At 69.6% G+C, this 18,447-nt stretch carries 19 protein-coding genes, 5 tRNA genes and 1 pseudogene; 18 read left to right on the forward strand and 7 right to left on the reverse strand.

The features are described from left to right. Positions 1-546: 546 nt before the first annotated feature. The 9 genes from ACIQTP_RS21195 to ACIQTP_RS21235 all read left to right on the forward strand — a co-directional run bounded on the left by ACIQTP_RS21195 (position 547) and on the right by ACIQTP_RS21235 (position 4,874). Positions 547-735, forward strand: a complete 189-nt coding sequence (locus ACIQTP_RS21195) for a hypothetical protein (protein ID WP_402045894.1) — start codon at positions 547-549, stop codon at positions 733-735. A gap of 366 nt (positions 736-1,101) precedes the next feature. Next, positions 1,102-1,890 (forward strand): fumarylacetoacetate hydrolase family protein, encoded by a 789-nt coding sequence (locus ACIQTP_RS21200; protein ID WP_168495883.1) that lies wholly within the window; start codon positions 1,102-1,104, stop codon positions 1,888-1,890. Beyond that, complete coding sequence (gene gltX, locus ACIQTP_RS21205; RefSeq protein WP_403401768.1) at positions 1,883-3,352, forward strand: glutamate--tRNA ligase; 1,470 nt, start codon at positions 1,883-1,885, stop codon at positions 3,350-3,352. The genes ACIQTP_RS21200 and gltX overlap by 8 nt, the downstream gene beginning before the upstream one ends. Before the next feature lie 191 nt (positions 3,353-3,543). After that, positions 3,544-4,275, forward strand: coding sequence for an HAD family hydrolase (locus ACIQTP_RS21210; protein ID WP_403401770.1), 732 nt, complete (start codon positions 3,544-3,546; stop codon positions 4,273-4,275). Positions 4,276-4,366: 91 nt separating this feature from the next. Continuing rightward, positions 4,367-4,438: transfer RNA gene (locus ACIQTP_RS21215), tRNA-Gln, on the forward strand. A 42-nt stretch (positions 4,439-4,480) separates the two neighbouring features. Then, positions 4,481-4,553: transfer RNA gene (locus ACIQTP_RS21220), tRNA-Glu, on the forward strand. A gap of 62 nt (positions 4,554-4,615) precedes the next feature. Continuing rightward, positions 4,616-4,688, forward strand: a tRNA-Glu gene (locus ACIQTP_RS21225). A gap of 21 nt (positions 4,689-4,709) precedes the next feature. Further along, positions 4,710-4,781: transfer RNA gene (locus tag ACIQTP_RS21230), tRNA-Gln, on the forward strand. 20 nt (positions 4,782-4,801) lie between these two features. Beyond that, positions 4,802-4,874: transfer RNA gene (locus ACIQTP_RS21235), tRNA-Glu, on the forward strand. A 129-nt stretch (positions 4,875-5,003) separates the two neighbouring features. Here the strand turns inward: ACIQTP_RS21235 and ACIQTP_RS21240 are convergent. Then, complete coding sequence (locus ACIQTP_RS21240) at positions 5,004-5,648, reverse strand: MerR family transcriptional regulator (protein WP_403401772.1); 645 nt, start codon at positions 5,646-5,648, stop codon at positions 5,004-5,006. A gap of 79 nt (positions 5,649-5,727) precedes the next feature. Here ACIQTP_RS21240 and ACIQTP_RS21245 point away from each other — a divergent pair, with 79 nt between their 5' ends. Beyond that, the gene (locus tag ACIQTP_RS21245) at positions 5,728-6,261 is read left to right on the forward strand and encodes a DUF4188 domain-containing protein (protein WP_403401774.1); all 534 of its coding nucleotides are present in this window, start codon (positions 5,728-5,730) and stop codon (positions 6,259-6,261) included. Between the two features lie 201 nt (positions 6,262-6,462). Here ACIQTP_RS21245 and ndgR read toward each other — a convergent pair whose 3' ends face one another. Then, positions 6,463-7,179, reverse strand: coding sequence for an IclR family transcriptional regulator NdgR (gene ndgR, locus ACIQTP_RS21250; protein WP_010984119.1), 717 nt, complete (start codon positions 7,177-7,179; stop codon positions 6,463-6,465). Between the two features lie 190 nt (positions 7,180-7,369). On the opposite strand from ndgR, the gene leuC reads away from it, so the two are divergent. The 4 genes from leuC to ACIQTP_RS21270 all read left to right on the forward strand — a co-directional run bounded on the left by leuC (position 7,370) and on the right by ACIQTP_RS21270 (position 10,709). Then, positions 7,370-8,803 carry a 3-isopropylmalate dehydratase large subunit gene (gene leuC, locus ACIQTP_RS21255; RefSeq protein WP_403401776.1) on the forward strand — a complete coding sequence of 478 codons (1,434 nt, stop codon included), beginning with the start codon at positions 7,370-7,372 and terminating at the stop codon, positions 8,801-8,803. Positions 8,804-8,809: 6 nt separating this feature from the next. Further along, the gene (leuD, locus tag ACIQTP_RS21260) at positions 8,810-9,403 is read left to right on the forward strand and encodes a 3-isopropylmalate dehydratase small subunit (protein ID WP_402045906.1); all 594 of its coding nucleotides are present in this window, start codon (positions 8,810-8,812) and stop codon (positions 9,401-9,403) included. Positions 9,404-9,680: 277 nt separating this feature from the next. After that, positions 9,681-9,911, forward strand: coding sequence for a hypothetical protein (locus ACIQTP_RS21265; RefSeq protein ID WP_101400876.1), 231 nt, complete (start codon positions 9,681-9,683; stop codon positions 9,909-9,911). A 138-nt stretch (positions 9,912-10,049) separates the two neighbouring features. Next, a complete protein-coding gene (locus ACIQTP_RS21270) occupies positions 10,050-10,709 on the forward strand; it encodes an HU family DNA-binding protein (RefSeq protein WP_403401779.1) in 660 nt (219 codons plus the stop codon). 176 nt (positions 10,710-10,885) lie between these two features. Here ACIQTP_RS21270 and ACIQTP_RS21275 read toward each other — a convergent pair whose 3' ends face one another. Continuing rightward, a complete protein-coding gene (locus ACIQTP_RS21275) occupies positions 10,886-11,089 on the reverse strand; it encodes a hypothetical protein (RefSeq protein WP_054235398.1) in 204 nt (67 codons plus the stop codon). A gap of 90 nt (positions 11,090-11,179) precedes the next feature. Continuing rightward, complete coding sequence (cofC, locus tag ACIQTP_RS21280; protein WP_403401780.1) at positions 11,180-11,827, reverse strand: 2-phospho-L-lactate guanylyltransferase; 648 nt, start codon at positions 11,825-11,827, stop codon at positions 11,180-11,182. A 145-nt stretch (positions 11,828-11,972) separates the two neighbouring features. On the opposite strand from cofC, the gene ACIQTP_RS21285 reads away from it, so the two are divergent. The 3 genes from ACIQTP_RS21285 (at position 11,973) to ACIQTP_RS21295 (ending at position 15,081) form a co-directional block, all read left to right on the forward strand. Next, positions 11,973-12,779: a lysophospholipid acyltransferase family protein gene (locus tag ACIQTP_RS21285; protein WP_403401782.1), complete on the forward strand. Its 807-nt coding sequence runs from the start codon at positions 11,973-11,975 to the stop codon at positions 12,777-12,779. Then, positions 12,776-13,786: an NAD(P)H-dependent glycerol-3-phosphate dehydrogenase gene (locus ACIQTP_RS21290; protein WP_403401783.1), complete on the forward strand. Its 1,011-nt coding sequence runs from the start codon at positions 12,776-12,778 to the stop codon at positions 13,784-13,786. Before ACIQTP_RS21285 ends, ACIQTP_RS21290 begins: the two co-directional genes overlap by 4 nt. 137 nt (positions 13,787-13,923) lie before the next feature. After that, entirely contained in the window at positions 13,924-15,081 is a 1,158-nt protein-coding gene (locus ACIQTP_RS21295; protein ID WP_403401785.1) for a D-alanine--D-alanine ligase family protein, read from the forward strand. Positions 15,082-15,138: 57 nt separating this feature from the next. Here ACIQTP_RS21295 and ACIQTP_RS21300 read toward each other — a convergent pair whose 3' ends face one another. Both ACIQTP_RS21300 and ACIQTP_RS21305 read right to left on the reverse strand, forming a co-directional pair. Beyond that, entirely contained in the window at positions 15,139-15,633 is a 495-nt protein-coding gene (locus tag ACIQTP_RS21300) for a DUF3515 domain-containing protein (protein WP_403401787.1), read from the reverse strand. A 20-nt stretch (positions 15,634-15,653) separates the two neighbouring features. Continuing rightward, positions 15,654-15,887 carry an Lrp/AsnC family transcriptional regulator gene (locus ACIQTP_RS21305; RefSeq protein ID WP_028802415.1) on the reverse strand — a complete coding sequence of 78 codons (234 nt, stop codon included), beginning with the start codon at positions 15,885-15,887 and terminating at the stop codon, positions 15,654-15,656. A gap of 206 nt (positions 15,888-16,093) precedes the next feature. Between ACIQTP_RS21305 and ACIQTP_RS21310 the strand changes: the two genes are divergently transcribed. Then, complete coding sequence (locus ACIQTP_RS21310) at positions 16,094-17,059, forward strand: thiamine-phosphate kinase (protein ID WP_054235392.1); 966 nt, start codon at positions 16,094-16,096, stop codon at positions 17,057-17,059. A gap of 12 nt (positions 17,060-17,071) precedes the next feature. Here the strand turns inward: ACIQTP_RS21310 and ACIQTP_RS21315 are convergent. After that, positions 17,072-18,279: pseudogene (locus ACIQTP_RS21315) on the reverse strand (FAD-dependent monooxygenase). Positions 18,280-18,447 lie beyond the last annotated feature (168 nt).

Genomic DNA, 18,447 nt, shown 5'->3' on the forward strand with positions numbered 1-18,447 from the left:
TGTCGGCGTCGTTCAGGGGCGCAGGTGCACCCCCAGGTGTGGTCGTGAGTGACCGGCGCTGCTCCCCCTTCCCGCCGCCACCCGGCGCTGAGTCGCGCCCTCTGTGCGCCGGTTGGATCCCGCGGCGGTCCGTGGAATTCCAGCACAGTGCAGGATCTCCAACAAGGCCCGTGTACCAGGCTGTGACCACCGTGACACCTTGTGAGGGATGCGTTACGAGACGTAGAAAGTGATCTCGTACATAAAGGGCGTATGCCTACGAGCCATAGGTGTGCAAGGGGTGTCCCAGTCGCGATGATCAGGAGCGGAATGATGGGTTCAGTGGAGCAATGTCCGTTTCGCCGCGACGAGTTGGCGGCCTGAATTGACCGGTTTGCCTGCTAGTAAGTGAGCAAACTCACATGGCGATCATGAGGTCTTCACGGCTTCGACCGGGAATTGCATGTTTAGCCTGACGCTTTACAGGGATGGCAAATCCGACAACCCGCGCCGACCAGGCGGTCCTTGACCCCCGCGGCGCCCACCACGACGAGGTCTGGGACAACAGTGAAGACGACGATGATGTTCCGCAACATAGCCAACCCGCGACGCACCACGCTGGCGCACCTCGAGGACGCCGACGCGCTGCAGACGCCGGAGCAGCCGGAGCATTCGGTCGACCTCCCCACCCAGACCGCCAACCCCCGCCGCACCATCCTGATGGAAGCCCCGGTCACGGCCTTCGCCGCCGAGTAGTACGTACGCGGACAGCCGCCGACTCACCGCGCCCACGGGCAGCCGCCACCCACGGCGTGCGGCTGACCGCAACGCGGCTGACGGCCGGCCACCGCCCACGAAATACGGTTCTCCGGCACACGCGGCCGAGGGTCGATGTCACACGCGGCTCATGGCCCACCGGCAGCGCGGCCGGGGGCCGAGCGGCACACCCGGCCCGGGGCCGCCCGGCACACCTGGCCCGGGGCCGCCCGCTCCGTGCGGCTGGGGGCCGACATCGCACACGGCTTGCGGCCCACCGGCGGATATACGCGAAGCTCGCCCCCCTCCCCGCGTTAGCCTGGAGCGTCAGACTCCAGCCAGCTCAGTGAGGGGCGCAAGGTTCCCGTGCGCATCGCCAGGTTCTCCATCGACGGCAACGTCGCTTTCGGCGCGGTCGAGGGCGACAAGCCGGACGAGCTCGTCCTCGACATCATCAAGGGCATTCCGTTCGCGGACTTCGAGCTCTCCGGTACGAAGGTCCCGCTGAGCAAGGTGCGGCTGTTGCCGCCGGTGCTCCCGAACAAGGTCGTGGCCTTCGGCCGCAACTACGCGGAGCACGCGAAGGAGCTCGGCAACGAGGTGCCCGACGCCCCGTTCGCCTTCTTCAAGCCGTCGACCTCGGTGATCGGCCCCGGCGACGACATCCAGTACCCCTCCTTCTCCAGCGAACTGCACCACGAGGCCGAGCTCGCCGTGGTCATCGGCCGCATGTGCCGCGAGGTCCCTCGCGAGCGCGTCAAGGACGTCATCCTCGGTTACACCTGCGCCAACGACGTCACCGCGCGTGACGTCCAGAAACGCGAGAAGCAGTGGGCACGGGCCAAGGGCTTCGACAACTCCTGCCCGCTCGGCCCCTGGGTGGAGACGGACCTCGACCTCGCCTCGATCGCCGAGGGCATCACGATCCAGTGCACGGTCAACGGCGCGCAGCGCCAGCTCGGCCGCACCAGCGAGATGATCCACTCCGTCGAGGACCTGATCGTCAACATCACCGAGGCCATGACGCTGCTCCCCGGCGACGTGATCCTCACCGGCACCCCGGCTGGGGTCGGCCCCCTGAACGTCGGCGACGAGGTCGCCGTCACCATCGAAGGCATCGGCACTCTCACCAACAAGGTGATCAAGCGTGGCTAACGCGAACGTCCGCGTCCGTTTCTGTCCGTCCCCGACCGGCAACCCCCACGTGGGCCTGGTCCGTACCGCCCTGTTCAACTGGGCGTTCGCCCGGCACAACGAAGGCACCCTGGTCTTCCGCATCGAGGACACCGACGCGGCCCGCGACTCCGAGGAGTCGTACGACCAGCTGCTCGACTCGATGCGCTGGCTGGGCTTCGACTGGGACGAGGGCCCCGAGATCGGCGGCCCGCACGCGCCGTACCGCCAGTCGCAGCGCATGGACATCTACAAGGATGTCGCCCAGAAGCTGCTGGACGCCGGCCACGCGTACCACTGCTACTGCTCCACCGAGGAGCTGGACGCCCGCCGCGAGGCCGCCCGCGCCGCCGGCAAGCCCTCCGGCTACGACGGCCACTGCCGCGACCTCACCGACGAGCAGAAGGCCGCCTACGTGGCCGAAGGCCGCACGTCCATCGTCCGCTTCCGGATGCCCGACGAGGCGATCACCTTCACGGACCTGGTCCGCGGCGAGATCACCTACCTCCCGGAGAACGTTCCGGACTACGGCATCGTCCGGGCGAACGGCGCGCCGCTCTACACCCTGGTCAACCCGGTCGACGACGCCCTGATGGAGATCACCCACGTCCTGCGCGGTGAGGACCTGCTCTCCTCCACCCCGCGGCAGATCGCCCTCTACAAGGCGCTGATCGAGCTGGGCATCGCCAAGGCGACCCCGGCCTTCGGCCACCTGCCGTACGTCATGGGCGAGGGCAACAAGAAGCTCTCCAAGCGCGACCCGGAGTCCTCGCTCAACCTCTACAGGGAGCGCGGTTTCCTCCCCGAGGGCCTGCTGAACTACCTCTCCCTGCTCGGCTGGTCGCTCGCGGCGGACCGCGACATCTTCACCATCGACGAGATGGTCGCCGCCTTCGACGTCACGGACGTGAACCCGAACCCGGCCCGCTTCGACCTCAAGAAGGCCGAGTCGATCAACGGCGACCACATCCGCCTGCTCGATGTGAAGGACTTCACGGAGCGCTGCGCCCCCTGGCTGCGGGCCCCCTTCGCCCCCTGGGCGCCCGAGGACTTCGACGAGGCGAAGTGGCTGGCCATCGCCCCGCACGCGCAGTCGCGGATGAAGGTCCTCTCCGAGATCACGGACAACGTCGACTTCCTGTTCCTGCCGGAGCCGGCCGTCGACGAGGCCTCCTGGGCGAAGGCCATGAAGGAGGGCAGCGACGCCCTGCTCCGCACGGCCCGCGAGAAGCTGGACGCCGCCGACTGGTCCTCCCCGGAGTCCCTCAAGGAGGCCGTCCTGGCCGCCGGCGAGGAGCACGGCCTCAAGCTCGGCAAGGCCCAGGCCCCGGTCCGCGTCGCCGTCACCGGCCGCACGGTGGGCCTGCCGCTCTTCGAGTCCCTGCAGATCCTGGGCAAGGAGAAGACCCTGGCCCGCATCGACGCGGCGCTGGCGAAGCTGTAGCCGCGGGTCGTACGACGAGACGAGGGGGCGGCGTCCGGTTCGGACGCCGCCCCCTCGTCGTGTGCCGTGGCGCCGGGTCCGCCCAACCCCCGCCCGTGGGAGCGGCGTTCGAGGCGGTCGCCGACGGTTCACCGGTGCGACAAGCGTCAACCGGCCGACACGGGAACCTTCCTCCGGGTTACCGTCGAACCATGACCATCAGGGCCGTGATCTGGGACGTGGACGACACCCTCTTCGACTACACCACCGCCGACCGCACCGGCATGCACGGCCACCTGGCGGCCGAGGGACTGCTCGACGCGTACGAGTCCGCCGAGCAGGCCCTCGCGCACTGGCGCGAGATCACCGACCAGCAGTGGGCGCGCTTCTCGGCGGGGGAGACCGACTTCGAGGGGCAGCGCCGGGACCGAGTCCGGGTCTTCCTGGGCGAGCGGCTGACGGACGCCGAGGCCGACGCCTGGTTCCAGCGGTACCTCACGCACTACGAGGCTGCCTGGACCCTCTTCCCGGACGTCCTGCCCGTCCTAGACGCCCTCGCCGGCAGCCACCGGCACGGGGTGCTGTCGAACTCCAGCCTCACCGTCCAGGACCGCAAGCTGCGCGTCCTCGGTGTGCGCGACCGTTTCGAGGCCGTCCTGTGCGCCGCCGAGCTCGGCGTCTCCAAGCCGGACGCCCAGGCCTTCCACGCGGCCTGCGAGGCACTGGAACTCGCCCCGCGGCAGGTCGCGTACGTCGGCGACCACCCGGAGATCGACGGACGGGGAGCCGCCGACGCCGGTCTGCTGTCGGTCTGGCTCGATCGCGAGGGGGGCCGGGCCGTCGTCGACCCACCCGTCGGCCCGCACCGGATCGCCTCGCTGGCCGAACTCCCCGCGATCGTCGGCGCCGATACCCGTTTTGGAGCGCCGTCCACCTTCAGGTAATGTTCTTCCTGCGCCGCCGGAGAGCGGGCCGAAAGGTCCGAAACCGGAGGCGCAAGCTAAAACAAGATCTCCGCAGGGGATTGAGTTTCAGTGGCCTATGGTGTAATTGGCAGCACGACGGTTTCTGGTTCCGTTAGTCTAGGTTCGAGTCCTGGTAGGCCAGCTCGCAGAGCTCATCTGCAAACGCGGAGATCGATTCCGCAACGCCCCCGTTGTGTAGCGGCCTAGCACGCTGCCCTCTCAAGGCAGTAGCGCCGGTTCGAATCCGGTCGGGGGTACAGATCCTTCCCAGGAAGGCAGTCAGGGTCGCACCCGCTGCCTCTCATGCAGGATCGCTAGGGCCCCCGTTGTGTAGCGGCCTAGCACGCCGCCCTCTCAAGGCGGTAGCGCCGGTTCGAATCCGGTCGGGGGTACTCGGTGGTCTAGACCACCTTTGGGCTATGGTGTAATTGGCAACACGACGGTTTCTGGTTCCGTTGTTCTAGGTTCGAGTCCTGGTAGCCCAGCTGGATCACTTGTGATCCTTGCCCCCGTTGTGTAGCGGCCTAGCACGCCGCCCTCTCAAGGCGGTAGCGCCGGTTCGAATCCGGTCGGGGGTACGTGAGTCCGACGGGCCTCCACTTCGGTGGGGGTCCGTTCGGCGTTTGCGGGGTCCGGAGCCGGCGGTCCCGCCCCCGGGTTCACGGACTCCGCCGCCCCGCACTCCGCCGTCCCGGATGTCGTACGCGTCACTCGATGCCGTAGCGCCGAGCCGACTCCTCCTCCTGGGCCAGCCGGTGCAGCGCCTTGAGGACCGGCTCGAAGAGAACCGCCGCCGCGACCGCCGTCTCGACCTTCTCCTCCTCCGAGGGATGCTTCTCCAGGAAGTCCAGGTCGCGGACCGCCGCCTGGTGCATCAACTGCGCGTACGGCGCCATGAGTTCGGCGTCCCAGGCGTAGCCGAGCCGGATGAGCGTGGCCACCGCCGAGACCAGGGAGCGGTGCACGGGGGAGAGGGTGCTCAGTTCCTGGGCGGTCTCCCAGCCCAGCGATTCCAGGAGTCGGTCCACCTCGCGGCGCGCGGACCGGACGGCCGGGTCCCGCTCGTCCGGTTCGGGCTCCTGGGGCAGCGCCCACAGGGCCGCGCCCAGCCGGATCGTCCGGCCCAGGGACTCGTCGTCGACGTGCCCGAGGATCTCCTTGGCCGTCGCCACGGGGACCCGGCCCGCCTGGATCAGTGCCCGCACCAGCCGCAGCCTGCGCAGATGGCTCTCGTCGTACTCCGCCGTCGTCGCACTGATCCGGCGGCCCGGAGCCAACAGCCCCTCGCGCAGGTAGTACTTGATCGTCGCGGTGGACACCCCGCTGCGCTCGCTCAACTCCGACAGCCGCATCCCTTGCGCCCTTCCTTGGGTGGCGGCACTATCCAAACAGAGGTCATCGGATAGTGCTGCTAACCAACAGGGGGACGACATGTTCGGGAAGCCCGTGGCCGCAGGCCGTACCACCGCGGCAGCCGAGGGGGACGTGGTCGTCCTGCTGATCGGCATGCGCGTCAACCACTTCTGGGCGGTGCACCAGTGGGGCCCGGTGTTCTTCGCCATGCTGCGCATGGTCCGGGACCTGGAGAAGGACGGCAGTCGAGGTCTGCTCGGCCGGGTGCTGCTGACGGCGTCACCACGGACGTACTACGTCGTCCAGTACTGGGAGTCCAAGGAGAAGCTGTACGCGTACGCGTCGGCGCCCGACATGTTCCACCACAAGGTGTGGGCGATCATCAACCGCAAGGAACGGGCGGGGAAGGTGCGCCAGCACGTGGGGATCTGGCACGAGGCGTATGTGGTGCCGGAGGGATCGTACGAGTCGATCTACGCGGACATGCCGCCCTTCGGGCTCGCGGCCGCGTACGGGGCGTTGCCCGTGGAGAAGCGGGGGCGGCGGGCGGCGGACCGGTTCGCTCATCGGTCGCCCAAGGCCGGGGCGGAGGCCGGGGGAGTGGCGGGTTGATCCAAGGGCGCGGGGCGGCTGAGGCTGGTCGCGCGTTCCCCGCGCACCTGTGGGAGCGATGGTTGATCGGGCCGTGCGGGATGTTCGTGGTCCCTCGCGCAGTTCCTCGCGCCCCTTGCGGGGGCGGGGAGGTGTCCGGGGGATGAGCCTGCCGCGGCGTTGAGGCCGGCTCGTCCCCCGGTGTCGTACCGGAGGTGAGGCTCAGCCCGTGCGGCGGAGGGCCTCGGAGAGGCGGCCGGCGGCGTCGATGACGGCCTGGGCGTGCATACGGCCCGGGTGCCGGGTCAGGCGCTCGATCGGACCGGAGACCGAGACGGCGGCCACCACCCGGTTCGAGGGGCCGCGTACGGGCGCGGAGACCGACGCGACACCCGGCTCGCGCTCGCCGATCGACTGGGCCCAGCCCCGGCGCCGTACGCCCGAGAGCGCCGTGGCGGTGAAGCGGGCGCCCTGGAGACCGCGGTGCAGGCGCTCCGGCTCCTCCCACGCCATCAGGATCTGCGCCGAGGAACCGGCCTTCATCGTGAGCGTCGAGCCGACCGGGACCGTGTCCCGAAGGCCGGACAGGCGCTCGGCCGCGGCGACGCAGATGCGCATGTCGCCCTGGCGGCGGTAGAGCTGGGCGCTCTCGCCCGTGACGTCGCGCAGATGCGTGAGCACCGGGCCGGCCGTCGCGAGGAGACGGTCCTCGCCCGCGGCCGCGGCCAGCTCGGCGAGGCGGGGGCCGAGAATGAAACGGCCCTGCATGTCACGCGCCACCATGCGGTGGTGTTCAAGTGCCACGGCGAGGCGATGTGCCGTGGGTCGTGCCAGTCCGGTCGCCGCGACCAGTCCCGCGAGGGTGGCCGGACCGGACTCCAGAGCGCTCAGGACAAGGGCTGCCTTGTCCAGAACGCCGACGCCGCTACTGTTGTCCATGCAACGATACTCGCGTCTCACTCTGTGAAACGCAAGTTCAATTTTCCGTGGAACGCGCCACCCTTGTAGACACAGCGGCCCGCGGACCAACGGGCCCGGTGGAGGGCGTCCGGACGAGGGGTACGGACGCCGCCGCCCCAGGAAATCTCTAGTTGGGCCGGCGCCACACAGGCCGGCCGGAGGGAAAGCGATGGGTAGGACACTCGCGGAGAAGGTCTGGGACGACCATGTCGTCCGGCGCGCCGAGGGCGAGCCCGACCTCCTCTTCATCGATCTGCACCTGCTGCACGAGGTGACCAGCCCGCAGGCCTTCGACGGCCTCCGCCAGGCGGGGCGTCCCGTGCGCCGTCTCGACCTCACCATCGCCACCGAGGATCACAACACCCCGACCCTCGACATCGACAAGCCCATCGCGGACCCGGTCTCCCGGGCCCAGCTGGAGACCCTGCGCAAGAACTGCGCCGAGTTCGGTGTACGGCTGCACTCGCTGGGTGACGTCGAGCAGGGCGTCGTCCACGTGGTGGGACCGCAGCTGGGTCTGACCCAGCCCGGCACCACCGTGGTCTGTGGCGACTCCCACACCTCCACGCACGGCGCCTTCGGCGCGCTGGCGTTCGGCATCGGCACCTCGCAGGTCGAGCACGTGCTGGCCACCCAGACGCTGCCGCTGGCCCGCCCCAAGACCATGGCCATCACGGTCGACGGCGAGCTGCCCGACGGCGTCACCGCCAAGGACCTGATCCTGGCGATCATCGCCAAGATCGGTACGGGTGGCGGCCAGGGCTACATCCTGGAATACCGCGGCTCCGCCATCGAGAAGCTCTCGATGGAAGCCCGGATGACCATCTGCAACATGTCGATCGAGGCCGGCGCCCGCGCGGGCATGATCGCCCCCGACGAGACCACCTTCGAGTACCTCAAGGGCCGTGCGCACGCCCCCGAGGGCGAGGAGTGGGACGCCGCGGTCGCGTACTGGAAGACCCTGAAGTCGGACGGGGACGCGGTCTTCGACGCCGAGGTGGTCATCGACGGCCCGTCGCTGGCGCCGTTCGTCACCTGGGGCACCAACCCGGGCCAGGGAGCGCCGCTTTCGGCGTCCGTCCCCGACCCGGCTTCGTACGAAGACGCTTCGGAGCGCCTGGCCGCCGAAAAGGCCCTGGAGTACATGGGGTTGACCGCCGGGCAGCCGCTGCGCGACATCAAGGTCGACACCGTCTTCGTAGGTTCCTGCACCAACGGCCGCATCGAGGACCTGCGCGCCGCCGCCGCGATCGTCGAGGGCCGCAAAGTCGCTGACGGCGTACGGATGCTGGTGGTCCCCGGTTCCGCGCGGGTCGGTCTGCAGGCCGTCTCCGAGGGCCTGGACGTGGTCTTCAAGGAGGCCGGCGCCGAGTGGCGGCACGCGGGCTGCTCGATGTGTCTGGGCATGAACCCCGACCAGCTGGCCCCCGGTGAGCGCTCCGCGTCCACCTCGAACCGCAACTTCGAGGGCAGGCAGGGCAAGGGCGGCCGTACGCACCTGGTGTCGCCGCAGGTCGCCGCCGCCACCGCCGTACTCGGTCACCTGGCCTCCCCGGCCGATCTCGCCGACTCGTCTGCCGCCCGCACGCCCGCTGGAGTCTGAGAAGTCATGGAAGCATTCATCACGCACACCGGCCGGGCCGTTCCGCTGCGCCGCAGCAACGTCGACACCGACCAGATCATCCCCGCCCACTGGCTCAAGAAGGTGACCAGGGACGGTTTCGAGGACGGGCTGTTCGAGGCCTGGCGCAAGGACTCGTCCTTCATCCTCAACCAGCCCGAGCGCAAGGGCGCCACGGTGCTGGTCGCGGGCCCCGACTTCGGCACCGGCTCCTCGCGCGAGCACGCCGTCTGGGCGCTGCAGAACTACGGTTTCAAGGCCGTCATCTCGTCCCGGTTCGCGGACATCTTCCGTGGCAACTCGCTCAAGAACGGCCTGCTCACGGTGGTGCTGGAGCAGAAGACCGTGGACGCGCTCCAGGAGCTGACGGAGCAGGACCCCGAGGCCGAGATCACGGTCGACCTGGAGGCCCGCGAGGTGCGCGCCGAGGGCATCACCGCCGCCTTCGAGCTCGACGAGAACGCCCGCTGGCGGCTGCTGAACGGGCTGGACGACATCTCCATCACCCTCCAGAACGAGGGCGACATCGCGGAGTACGAGGCCAAGCGGCCGTCGTACAAGCCGAAGACGCTCCAGGTCTGACGTCCGGCCCGCTTCGCGACTGAGGCAGGGCTGATTTCAGCCACCGCAACACCCCTCTGTACCCCCAATCGTGGACGGTTGGGGGTACAGCTGTGTCTGCCCCCGGACGCTCCCGAAGCGTCCCTTCCGGGGGTCTCAACTCCCCTAGTTACAAAGGAGATTGCCTGGGTACGCGCCTCTTGGGGCCGCGACGCTCCGAGGTGCTCAGGACCCTCTCCAGGGACGGCAGTTACCCCCTGGGCAGGCGACAACTCGCCCCAGATGGCACAATCTGTGCATGGAACACGACGGCCAACTCGAGCTCTATGCGGCAGTCGCGGCCCAACTGAAGGAAGCGCACACAAGAGTGCGCGCACTGCAAGTCCCGGAGGGCGTACGGATGGCGCTGACCCGGAAGCTGCTGGTCATTACGGCCGTGGCCAAGCACGATCTCGCCGACGCGACAAGGCGGCTGGAGCGGTTCACCACCGACCTCGACGAGGGTCGATTCCTCGAAGGGGAACGCTGAGGAACTCCGCGACAGCCCGAGTTCGTTGCGGCACAAGGGTGATTAGCCCGTTTCGTGTTTGATTTGCGGTATATATCTGCCTAACGTGCGAAAAAGCTTGAACGCATTCGTTCGGGCAATGTCTCCGAAGGGGAAGACGTGAACAAGGCGCAGCTCGTAGAAGCGATTGCCGACAAGGTCGGCGGGCGTCAGCAGGCCGCCGACGCGGTCGACGCCGTACTGGACGCGATCGTCCGTGCAGTTGTCGGCGGGGACCGGGTCTCGGTCACCGGCTTCGGTTCCTTCGAGAAGGTCGACCGTCCGGCTCGTTACGCCCGCAACCCGCAGACCGGTGAGCGTGTTCGGGTCAAGAAGACCTCTGTGCCGCGCTTCCGTGCGGGTCAGGGCTTCAAGGACCTGGTGAGCGGCTCGAAGAAGCTCCCGCGTGGTGGCGAGGTTGCCGTCAAGAAGGCGCCCAAGGGCAGCCTGACCGGCGGCGCCGCGGCGACGGTGAAGAAGGCCGCGGCCAAGAAGGCCACCACCGCCAAGAGGGCGACGGCCGCGAAGAAGACCACCCCCGCCGTGAAGAAGACGGCCGCGAAGAAGACCGCCACCGCGGCGAAGAAGACCACGGCGACCGCGAAGAAGACGACCGCCAAGAAGACCACGGCGACCGCCAAGAAGACCGCGGCGAAGAAGACCACCGCCAAGAAGGCGACGGCCAAGAAGGCCCCGGCGAAGAAGGCGACCGCCAAGAAGGCCCCCGCCAAGAAGTCGACCGCTCGCAAGACCACCGCCAAGAAGGCCACCGCCCGCTAGAAGCAGGGGCGCAGGGCAACTCACGCGCCGGGCCGGACTCCCACGGGGAGCCCGGCCCGCGGCGTGTCCGGGACCTGGTGAGAGGGCCTGGTCGGACGGTCCGGCGATGGTCCGGCGAAGGTGCGGTCGGAAGGTCCGGTCGGAAGGTCCGGCGCAGGTGCGGTCGGAAGGTCAGGTCAGAAGGTCTGGAGCGTCACCAGGGTGATCCGGCGGGCCTCGCCGTCCCCCTCGGTCTCGATGCGCACGCGCTGTCCCGGGCGCAGCAGCCTGAGCCCGCCGGCGTCGAACGCCGCGCCGTCGAAGGGCACCGGCGTGCCGTCGTCGAGCAGCACCTGTCCGCTACGGGTGTCGGGGTCGTACGTGTACGCGGTCGCCTGCATGCCGAAAGCCTATCCAGCGCCGGTGTGCGCCGCTGGTGGGTCCGGCTGACCCGGGCTTCGGCGAACGCCGGTTCGCGTGGCAGGGCGCGTTCAAGGGCCCGGTTGGCCCGGGATCAGGAGTTTCGCCGCCAGCGTGGCCGTGCGCGGGCCCACCCCCAGGGCGAGCGCCGCGCGCAGATCGTCGCCGGTGTCCACGTCCTGGCGTACGGAATCCACCGCGGTGAGGAGGAGTTCCGCGGCTCCCGAGGCGCGATGACGGGCTCGGGAATCGGTGCCGAAGGCGGGGCGCAATTCCCAGCCGGGGGATGCGGCCAGCAGAGTGGTACCGATTGCGGCCGCATCGGAGAGAAAAGCACGCGGGAATTCGGCGGCGGCATCGAGTACCCGGGCCAATTCCAGGGGACGCAACGCGGGCAGATCGGCGTTGAGGGCGGCCACGGCACATTCGGGACTTCGGGAGCGTACGGCCGCCGTCGCGTGCGCCAGCGCGGCGTTCAGACCGCCTCCCGGTTCGTCCGGCACGATCCACGCCCCCAGTGCGGCCAGCTCCCGTCCGGCCAGCGCGTCGTCCGTGACGACCGCCACATCGCCGACCGCCGCGCAGGCCAGCGCGGCCGCCACGGTGTCCTGCGCGAAGGCGAGGGCGAGTCCGGGGCGCACCGCGTCGGCGGCGGTGTCCGAGAGCCTGCTCTTGGCCCGCGCCAGGGCTTTGAGGGGGATGACCAAGGTCCACTGCACGAGCGCTCCGTTCCTCCCTTGTCGCGCCCATTGTGACCCGGCACCCCTGGCGGTCCGGACGTCGGGGCGTACGGTGTTCTCGACAGACAGGCGGCCTGGGGCGACACTTGTGCGGCCCCCCAGGCCCTAAGAGGAAGGTGTCCGCGTGCCCCGCCGCAGAATCGGCTTCTGGTACCGCTTCGCAGCGGTCCTCTGCAAACCACCACTAGTGGTTCTGATCAAGCGGGACTGGCGCGGAATGGAGAACATTCCGGCTGAGGGCGGATTTATCACCGCGGTGAACCACAATTCGCATGTGGACCCGTTCGCGTATGCCCACTATCAGTACAACACCGGGCGTGTTCCGCGTTTCCTGGCCAAGGCCGGCCTTTTCAGGAAGGGATTCGTGGGGGCCGCGATGCGCGGCACCGGACAGATCCCCGTGTATCGCGAGAGCACCGACGCGCTGAGCGCGTTCCGGGCCGCGATCGACGCCGTGGAGCGCGGCGAGTGCGTCGCGTTCTACCCCGAGGGCACCCTCACCCGCGACCCCGACGGCTGGCCGATGACCGGCAAGACCGGTGCCGCCCGGGTCGCCCTGCAGACCAAGTGCCCGGTGATTCCGGTTGCCCAGTGGGGTGCCAACGAACTGCTGCCGCCGTACGCCAAGAAGCCCAACCTCCTTCCGCGCAAGACCCACATCGTCCTCGCGGGCCCTCCGGTGGACCTGTCGCGTTTCTACGACAAGGAGATGAGCCCGGACCTCCTGAAGGAGGCCACCGAGGTCATCATGGCCGCCATCACCGTGCAGCTGGAGGAGATTCGCGGCGAGAAGGCCCCTGAGACGCCCTACGACCCGCGCCAGGTGCGGATCGAACAGCGCAGGCGTACCAGGGCCCTGGAGAGGGCTCAGGAGCGGGCACAGGCCCAGCAGCAGGCACAGGCACAGCAGGAAGAGGGGCAGAGCACGTGAGCAAGCCGGTCAAGGCGGCCGTCTTCGGGACCGGATCGTGGGGTACGGCCTTCGGCATGGTGCTCGCCGACGCGGGGTGCGAGGTCACCCTGTGGGCGCGGCGTGCCGGGCTCGTCGAGGCGGTCAACTCCACGCGTACGAACCCGGACTACCTGCCGGGCGTCGAACTCCCCGCGAACCTGCGGGCGACGACCGACGCCGCCGAGGCCGCGCGTGACGCCGACTTCACCGTGCTCGCCGTGCCCTCGCAGACCCTGCGCGGCAACCTCGCCGAGTGGACGCCGCTGCTGGAGCCCGACACGGTCCTGGTCTCCCTCATGAAGGGCGTCGAACTCGGTTCCGCGATGCGGATGAGCGAGGTGATCGAGGACGTCGCCAAGGTCGGCGCCGACCGTATCGCCGTGGTCACCGGCCCGAACCTGGCCCGTGAGATCGCCGCCCGGATGCCGGCCGCCGCCGTGGTCGCCTGCACCTCCGAAGCGGTCGCCCAGCGCCTCCAGGCCGCCAGCCACAACCCGTACTTCCGCCCGTACACGAACACCGACGTGGTGGGCTGCGAGCTGGGCGGCGCGGTGAAGAACGTGATCGGTCTCGCCGTCGGCATCGCGGACGGCATGGGCCTGGGAGACAACGCCAAGGGCTCGCTGATCACGCGCGGACTCGCCGAGACCACCCGACTCGGCATCGTCATGGGCGCCGACCCGCTGACCTTCTCCGGACTCGCGGGCCTCGGCGACCTGGTGGCCACCTGCTCCTCGCCGCTGTCGCGCAACCACACCTTCGGCACCAACCTCGGCAGGGGCATGACCCTCCAGGAGACCATCGCGGTCACCAAGCAGACCGCCGAGGGCGTCAAGTCCTGTGAGTCCGTGCTGGATCTGGCCCGCAGGCACGGCGTCGACATGCCCATCACCGAGACGGTCGTCGGCATCGTCCACGAGGGCAAGTCGCCGGTCGTCGCGGTCAAGGAGCTGATGGGGCGCAGCGCCAAGCCCGAGCGCCGCTGAGGATCCATGCCGCGGCGCCGGGAATCAACGCTCCGCAACGGCTCGTACGACGCTGAGCGACCACCCGTGCGACGTTGGACAACGGCCGCGGTGGGGCGCTGACTCAGCGCCGTACCAACGGGTACTCTCAACGCGATATGAGCACCGAGAACCTCCCCCAGAGCCCTGAGCAGCCGCCTCGCAAGCCGCGCGTGGCCGTCGTCTTCGGCGGCCGCAGCTCCGAACACGGGATCTCCGTGGTCACGGCCGGCGCCGTCCTGCGCGCCATCGACCGGACCAAGTACGACGTCCTGCCGATCGGCATCACCCGGGACGGCCGTTGGGCGCTCACCGCCGACGAACCGGACCGGATGGCCATCGTCGACCGGCGCCAGCCGGACGTGGAGCAGCTCGCCGAGTCGAACGAGGGCGGCGTGATCCTCCCCGTCGACCCGGCCAACCGCGAAGTCGTCTACAGCGAGCCCGGATCGGTCCCCAAGGCCCTGGGCGAGGTCGACGTCGTCTTCCCCGTGCTGCACGGCCCCTACGGCGAGGACGGCACCCTCCAGGGCCTCCTGGAGCTCTCCGGAGTCCCGTACGTCGGTGCGGGTGTGCTCGCCTCGGCCGTCGGCCAGGACAAGGAGTACATGAAGCGGGTGTTCACCTCCTTCGGGCTGCCCGTCGGCCCGTACGTGGTGATCCGGCCCCGTGAGTGGGAGCGTGACGAGTCCGCCGCCCGCAAGAAGATCATCGACTTCGCGGGTGAGCACGGCTGGCCGCTGTTCATCAAGCCCGCGCGCGCGGGCTCCTCGATCGGCATCACCAAGGTCGACTCCCTCGAAGGCCTGGGCGAGGCGATCGAGGAGGCCCAGCGCCACGACCCGAAGATCGTCGTGGAGGCGCTGCTGCGCGGCCGCGAGATCGAGTGCGGGGTGCTGGAGTTCGAGGACGGTCCGCGCGCCAGCGTGCCCGCCGAGATCCCGCCCGTGCAGTCGCACGCGTACTACGACTTCGAGGCGAAGTACATCGACTCGACGCCCGGTCTCGTGCCCGCCCCGCTGACCCCCGAGCAGACCGCCGAGGTCCAGCGGCTCGCGGTCGACGCGTTCGAGGCCGCCTCCTGCGAGGGCCTGGTGCGCGCGGACTTCTTCCTCACCGAGGACGGCGAGTTCGTGATCAACGAGATCAACACCATGCCGGGCTTCACGCCCATCTCCATGTACCCGAAGATGTGGGAGGCGAGCGGTGTGGCCTACCCGGAGCTGGTGGACCGCCTGATCCGGGCGGCGCTGCGCCGCTCGACGGGGCTTCGGTAGACCTGGGGCACCGGGGTTCCGCTCCAGGGCACACGCCCCCGCGCGCACGTGTGTACGTCAGTCGGCGATCCCTTCGGGGATCGCCTTCTTGATGGGCGCGGCCAGGTCGACCAGCGAGCCCGACCCGTCCCGCTGGACCCACTTCTTGGGCACGCTGACCTCGACGTACGCTCGCCGCAGGCTCGTGGTGAAGCGGTACGACCCGTCGTCCTGCTTCTCCATGAGCCAGCCGACGCCGTTCACCTCGCCGCTGAGCGCGTTCTGGTCGCTCATCTTCGCGGGTCGTTCGACACCGCAGCGCAGTATGATCGCCGGGCTTCCCCAGCCCGCGGTCAGCGCGGACCGGGGCTCGGGATCGTTCCGGTCGAGGCCGTCGATCTTCTTCGGCAGCACCTTGTCCAGGTTCTGACACAGCTCGGTTGCCTTCGCCCCCGGGCTGGGAACCACGGCCGATCCGCCGTCGTCTGCTGAGGAGCAGCCTGTGGCGGCGATCAACAGGGCGAGAACGGGTAGCCCGAAGAGAGCGGTGTGCCGGTGACGGGAGAAGTTCACCGGCCAAGGGTAGACGGGGGCTAGAGGTGCACCACCGGGCAGGTCAGGGTACGGGTGATGCCGTCCACTTGCTGGACCTTCGCGACCACCATGCGGCCGAGTTCGTCGACCGTGTCGGCCTGGGCGCGCACGATCACGTCGTACGGTCCTGTCACGTCCTCGGCCTGGATCACCCCCGGGATCTTGCTGATCGTCTCGGCGACGGTCGACGCTTTGCCGACCTCCGTCTGGATCAGGATGTACGCCTGTACCACGGAACCTCCAGGGCGGCCACGAGGATCATGTGGGGAAAAGGAACGCCACGGTATCGCGTCGCCGCTCGCCACGGGGAGACCCGCGGTGGCTGGGGCTTGCGCGCCGGGGTGCACGGACTGCACAAGTTGACGGTCAACTCGACCGTACCGAGTACGAAGACGGCTCGCGACCGGGCACGGGTAGCGGCAGAGGGAGCAGTACGATCATGAAGGGCACCGTGGGCGAGTTGGGGGAGTTCGGGCTCATCAAGGAGCTCACCTCGCGTCTCACCACCACCCCGGCGGTCCGGGTCGGCCCCGGCGACGACGCCGCGGTGGTGGCCGCGCCCGACCGCAGGGTGGTAGCGAGCACCGACATCCTCCTGGAGGGACGGCACTTCCGCCGCGACTGGTCCACGGCGTACGACGTCGGGCGCAAGGCGGCCGCGCAGAACCTCGCGGACATCGCCGCGATGGGCGCCGTACCGACCGCGCTGCTGCTCGGTCTGGTCGTCCCGGCCGAACTCCCGGCCACCTGGCCCTCCGAGATGATGGACGGGCTGCGCGACGAGTGCCAGGTCGCGGGCGCGTCCGTGGTCGGCGGCGATGTCGTGCGCGGCGACACCATCATGATCTCGATCACCGCGCTCGGCGATCTGCGCAACCACGAGCCCGTCACCCGGGGCGGCGCCCAGCCCGGTGACGTGATCGCCGTGACGGGCTGGCTGGGCTGGTCGGCGGCCGGGCACGCGGTGCTCTCCCGCGGCTTCCGCTCACCGCGCGCCTTCGTAGAGGCCCACCGCCGCCCCGAGCCGCCCTACCACGCGGGTCCGGCCGCCGCCGGGCTCGGCGCGACGGCGATGTGCGACGTGAGCGACGGGCTGATCGCCGACCTGGGCCACATCGCCGAGGCGAGCAAGGTGCGGATCGACATCCGTTCGGGCGCGATCGACATCCCCTCCCAGATGAACGACATCGGCCAGGCCGTCGGCGTCGACCCCATCCAGTGGGTGCTGACCGGCGGGGAGGACCACGCGATCGTGGCGGCCTTCCCGCCGGACGTGAAGCTGCCCGCGCGCTGGAAGGTGATCGGCGAGGTCCTCAACCCCTCGGCGCTGCCCCAGGTCACGGTGGACGGCGCGCCCTGGACCAGCAAGGGCGGCTGGGACCACTTCGGGGACATCGAGTCGTAGCCGCCCACCCCGTCAGGCGGGGTATTCGCGGAGCTTGATGCCGGTGGCCGCCTTCTCGGTGAGCTTCTTGAAGAAGCCCGCCAGGAGGCGGGAGCTGAGCAGCCGGTACGCGCGGTCCCGGCTGCGGATCCGCCGCTCGGTCGGCGGCGCGAAGAACGGCCCCGCGTTGCCCGAGATCTTCTGGCAGCCCTTGGCGAAGCGCCGGACGCGGCTCTCGTACTCGGCGAAGGCGCCGCGGTGGTCGCCGCCCGCGAGGGCCAGCTCGCCGGCCAGGACGTACGCCCCTACGATCGCCACCCCGGTGCCCATGCCGCCCATCGTGGCCCCGTACCCGGCGTCCCCGAGCAGCGCCACGCGCCCCTGGGTGAACCGGTCGACATGGATCTGGGCGATCGCGTCGAAGTACAGGTCGTCGGCCCGCTCCAGGGCCTTGAGGACCCCCGGTGTCTCCCAGCCCATCCCGGCGAACCGTTCCGCCAGGATCCGCTTCTGCGCGGCCACGTCACGGCGGTCGAACTCCAGCTTCTCGGAGCGGAAGACGAGCAGCGCGCCCGCCCGGTCCGGGTCGCCGTCGTAGTTGCCGACGGCCACCGCCCGCCCCGGTTCGCTGTACAGCCGCCCGGTGCGGGCGAGCCCCAGATCGTTGGGGACGCCGAAGGCCGCCACGTAGTGGTCGAGGAAGCGCAGGTGGCGGGACTCCTCACCGAAGACGAGCCGACGGGTGAGGGAGTGCAGTCCGTCGGCGCCCACGACGAGGTCGAAGCGGCGCGGGGCGCCGCGCTCGAAGGTCACGTCGACGCCTTCCGGGGTCTCGGTGAGGTGGCGATCGAGTCCCCGAAGACGTACTCCACCTTGTCCTTGGTGCGTTCGTACATGATCCGCGCCAGCTCACCGCGGAAGATCTCCACGTCGCCGCTCATCATCTCGGCCGGCAGGTCCACGCGCGGGGTGCCGTCGGCGTCGACGACGGTCTGACGGCCCATGTGCGTCTGATGGGCGTGGATCTCGTCCCAGATGCCCATGGCGGTCAGGACGGTCCGGTGGACGTGCCCCCGGAAGTCGACCGCGAATCCGCCCGGGCGCAGGTCGGGTGCCTTCTCGACGACGGTGACGCGGGCGCCGTACCGGATCAGGTTGAGGGCGAGGGCGGGGCCCGCGACGCTGGCGCCGGAGACGAGGACGTGGAGGTGGGCGAGCTTCCCCGCCGGGTTCTCCGCCATGTCCGGTGTCGCGTCCGGTGTTGTGTTCGGTGTCGCGTCCGGTCTCGTGTTCGGTGTCGTGTTCGTTGCCGTGTTGTTCGTTGTCATGGGCAGGAGCTTCGCGGGAGGCGCTGACCGTGCTCCTACCGTTCGTTGACCGCGCGCCCGGACGCCGGTCGGCGTCGCCGT

It is taken from the genome of Streptomyces sp. NPDC090798 (genome assembly GCF_044768965.1).
Lineage (GTDB): Bacteria > Actinomycetota > Actinomycetes > Streptomycetales > Streptomycetaceae > Streptomyces.

Bases quoted from the DNA above. Each gene is read 5' to 3' on its own strand.
- ACIQTP_RS21240 (WP_403401772.1), bottom strand. From the start codon at position 5,648: ATGCGGCTGTCGGAGTTGAGCGAGCGCAGCGGGGTGTCCACCGCGACG.
- ndgR (WP_010984119.1), bottom strand. From the start codon at position 7,179: ATGGACAACAGTAGCGGCGTCGGCGTTCTGGACAAGGCAGCCCTTGTC.
- ACIQTP_RS21265 (WP_101400876.1), top strand. From the start codon at position 9,681: ATGGAACACGACGGCCAACTCGAGCTCTATGCGGCAGTCGCGGCCCAA.
- ACIQTP_RS21310 (WP_054235392.1), top strand. From the start codon at position 16,094: ATGAAGGGCACCGTGGGCGAGTTGGGGGAGTTCGGGCTCATCAAGGAG.
- ACIQTP_RS21245 (WP_403401774.1), top strand. From the start codon at position 5,728: ATGTTCGGGAAGCCCGTGGCCGCAGGCCGTACCACCGCGGCAGCCGAG.
- ACIQTP_RS21295 (WP_403401785.1), top strand. From the start codon at position 13,924: ATGAGCACCGAGAACCTCCCCCAGAGCCCTGAGCAGCCGCCTCGCAAG.
- ACIQTP_RS21275 (WP_054235398.1), bottom strand. From the start codon at position 11,089: ATGCAGGCGACCGCGTACACGTACGACCCCGACACCCGTAGCGGACAG.
- leuD (WP_402045906.1), top strand. From the start codon at position 8,810: ATGGAAGCATTCATCACGCACACCGGCCGGGCCGTTCCGCTGCGCCGC.
- ACIQTP_RS21210 (WP_403401770.1), top strand. From the start codon at position 3,544: ATGACCATCAGGGCCGTGATCTGGGACGTGGACGACACCCTCTTCGAC.
- leuC (WP_403401776.1), top strand. From the start codon at position 7,370: ATGGGTAGGACACTCGCGGAGAAGGTCTGGGACGACCATGTCGTCCGG.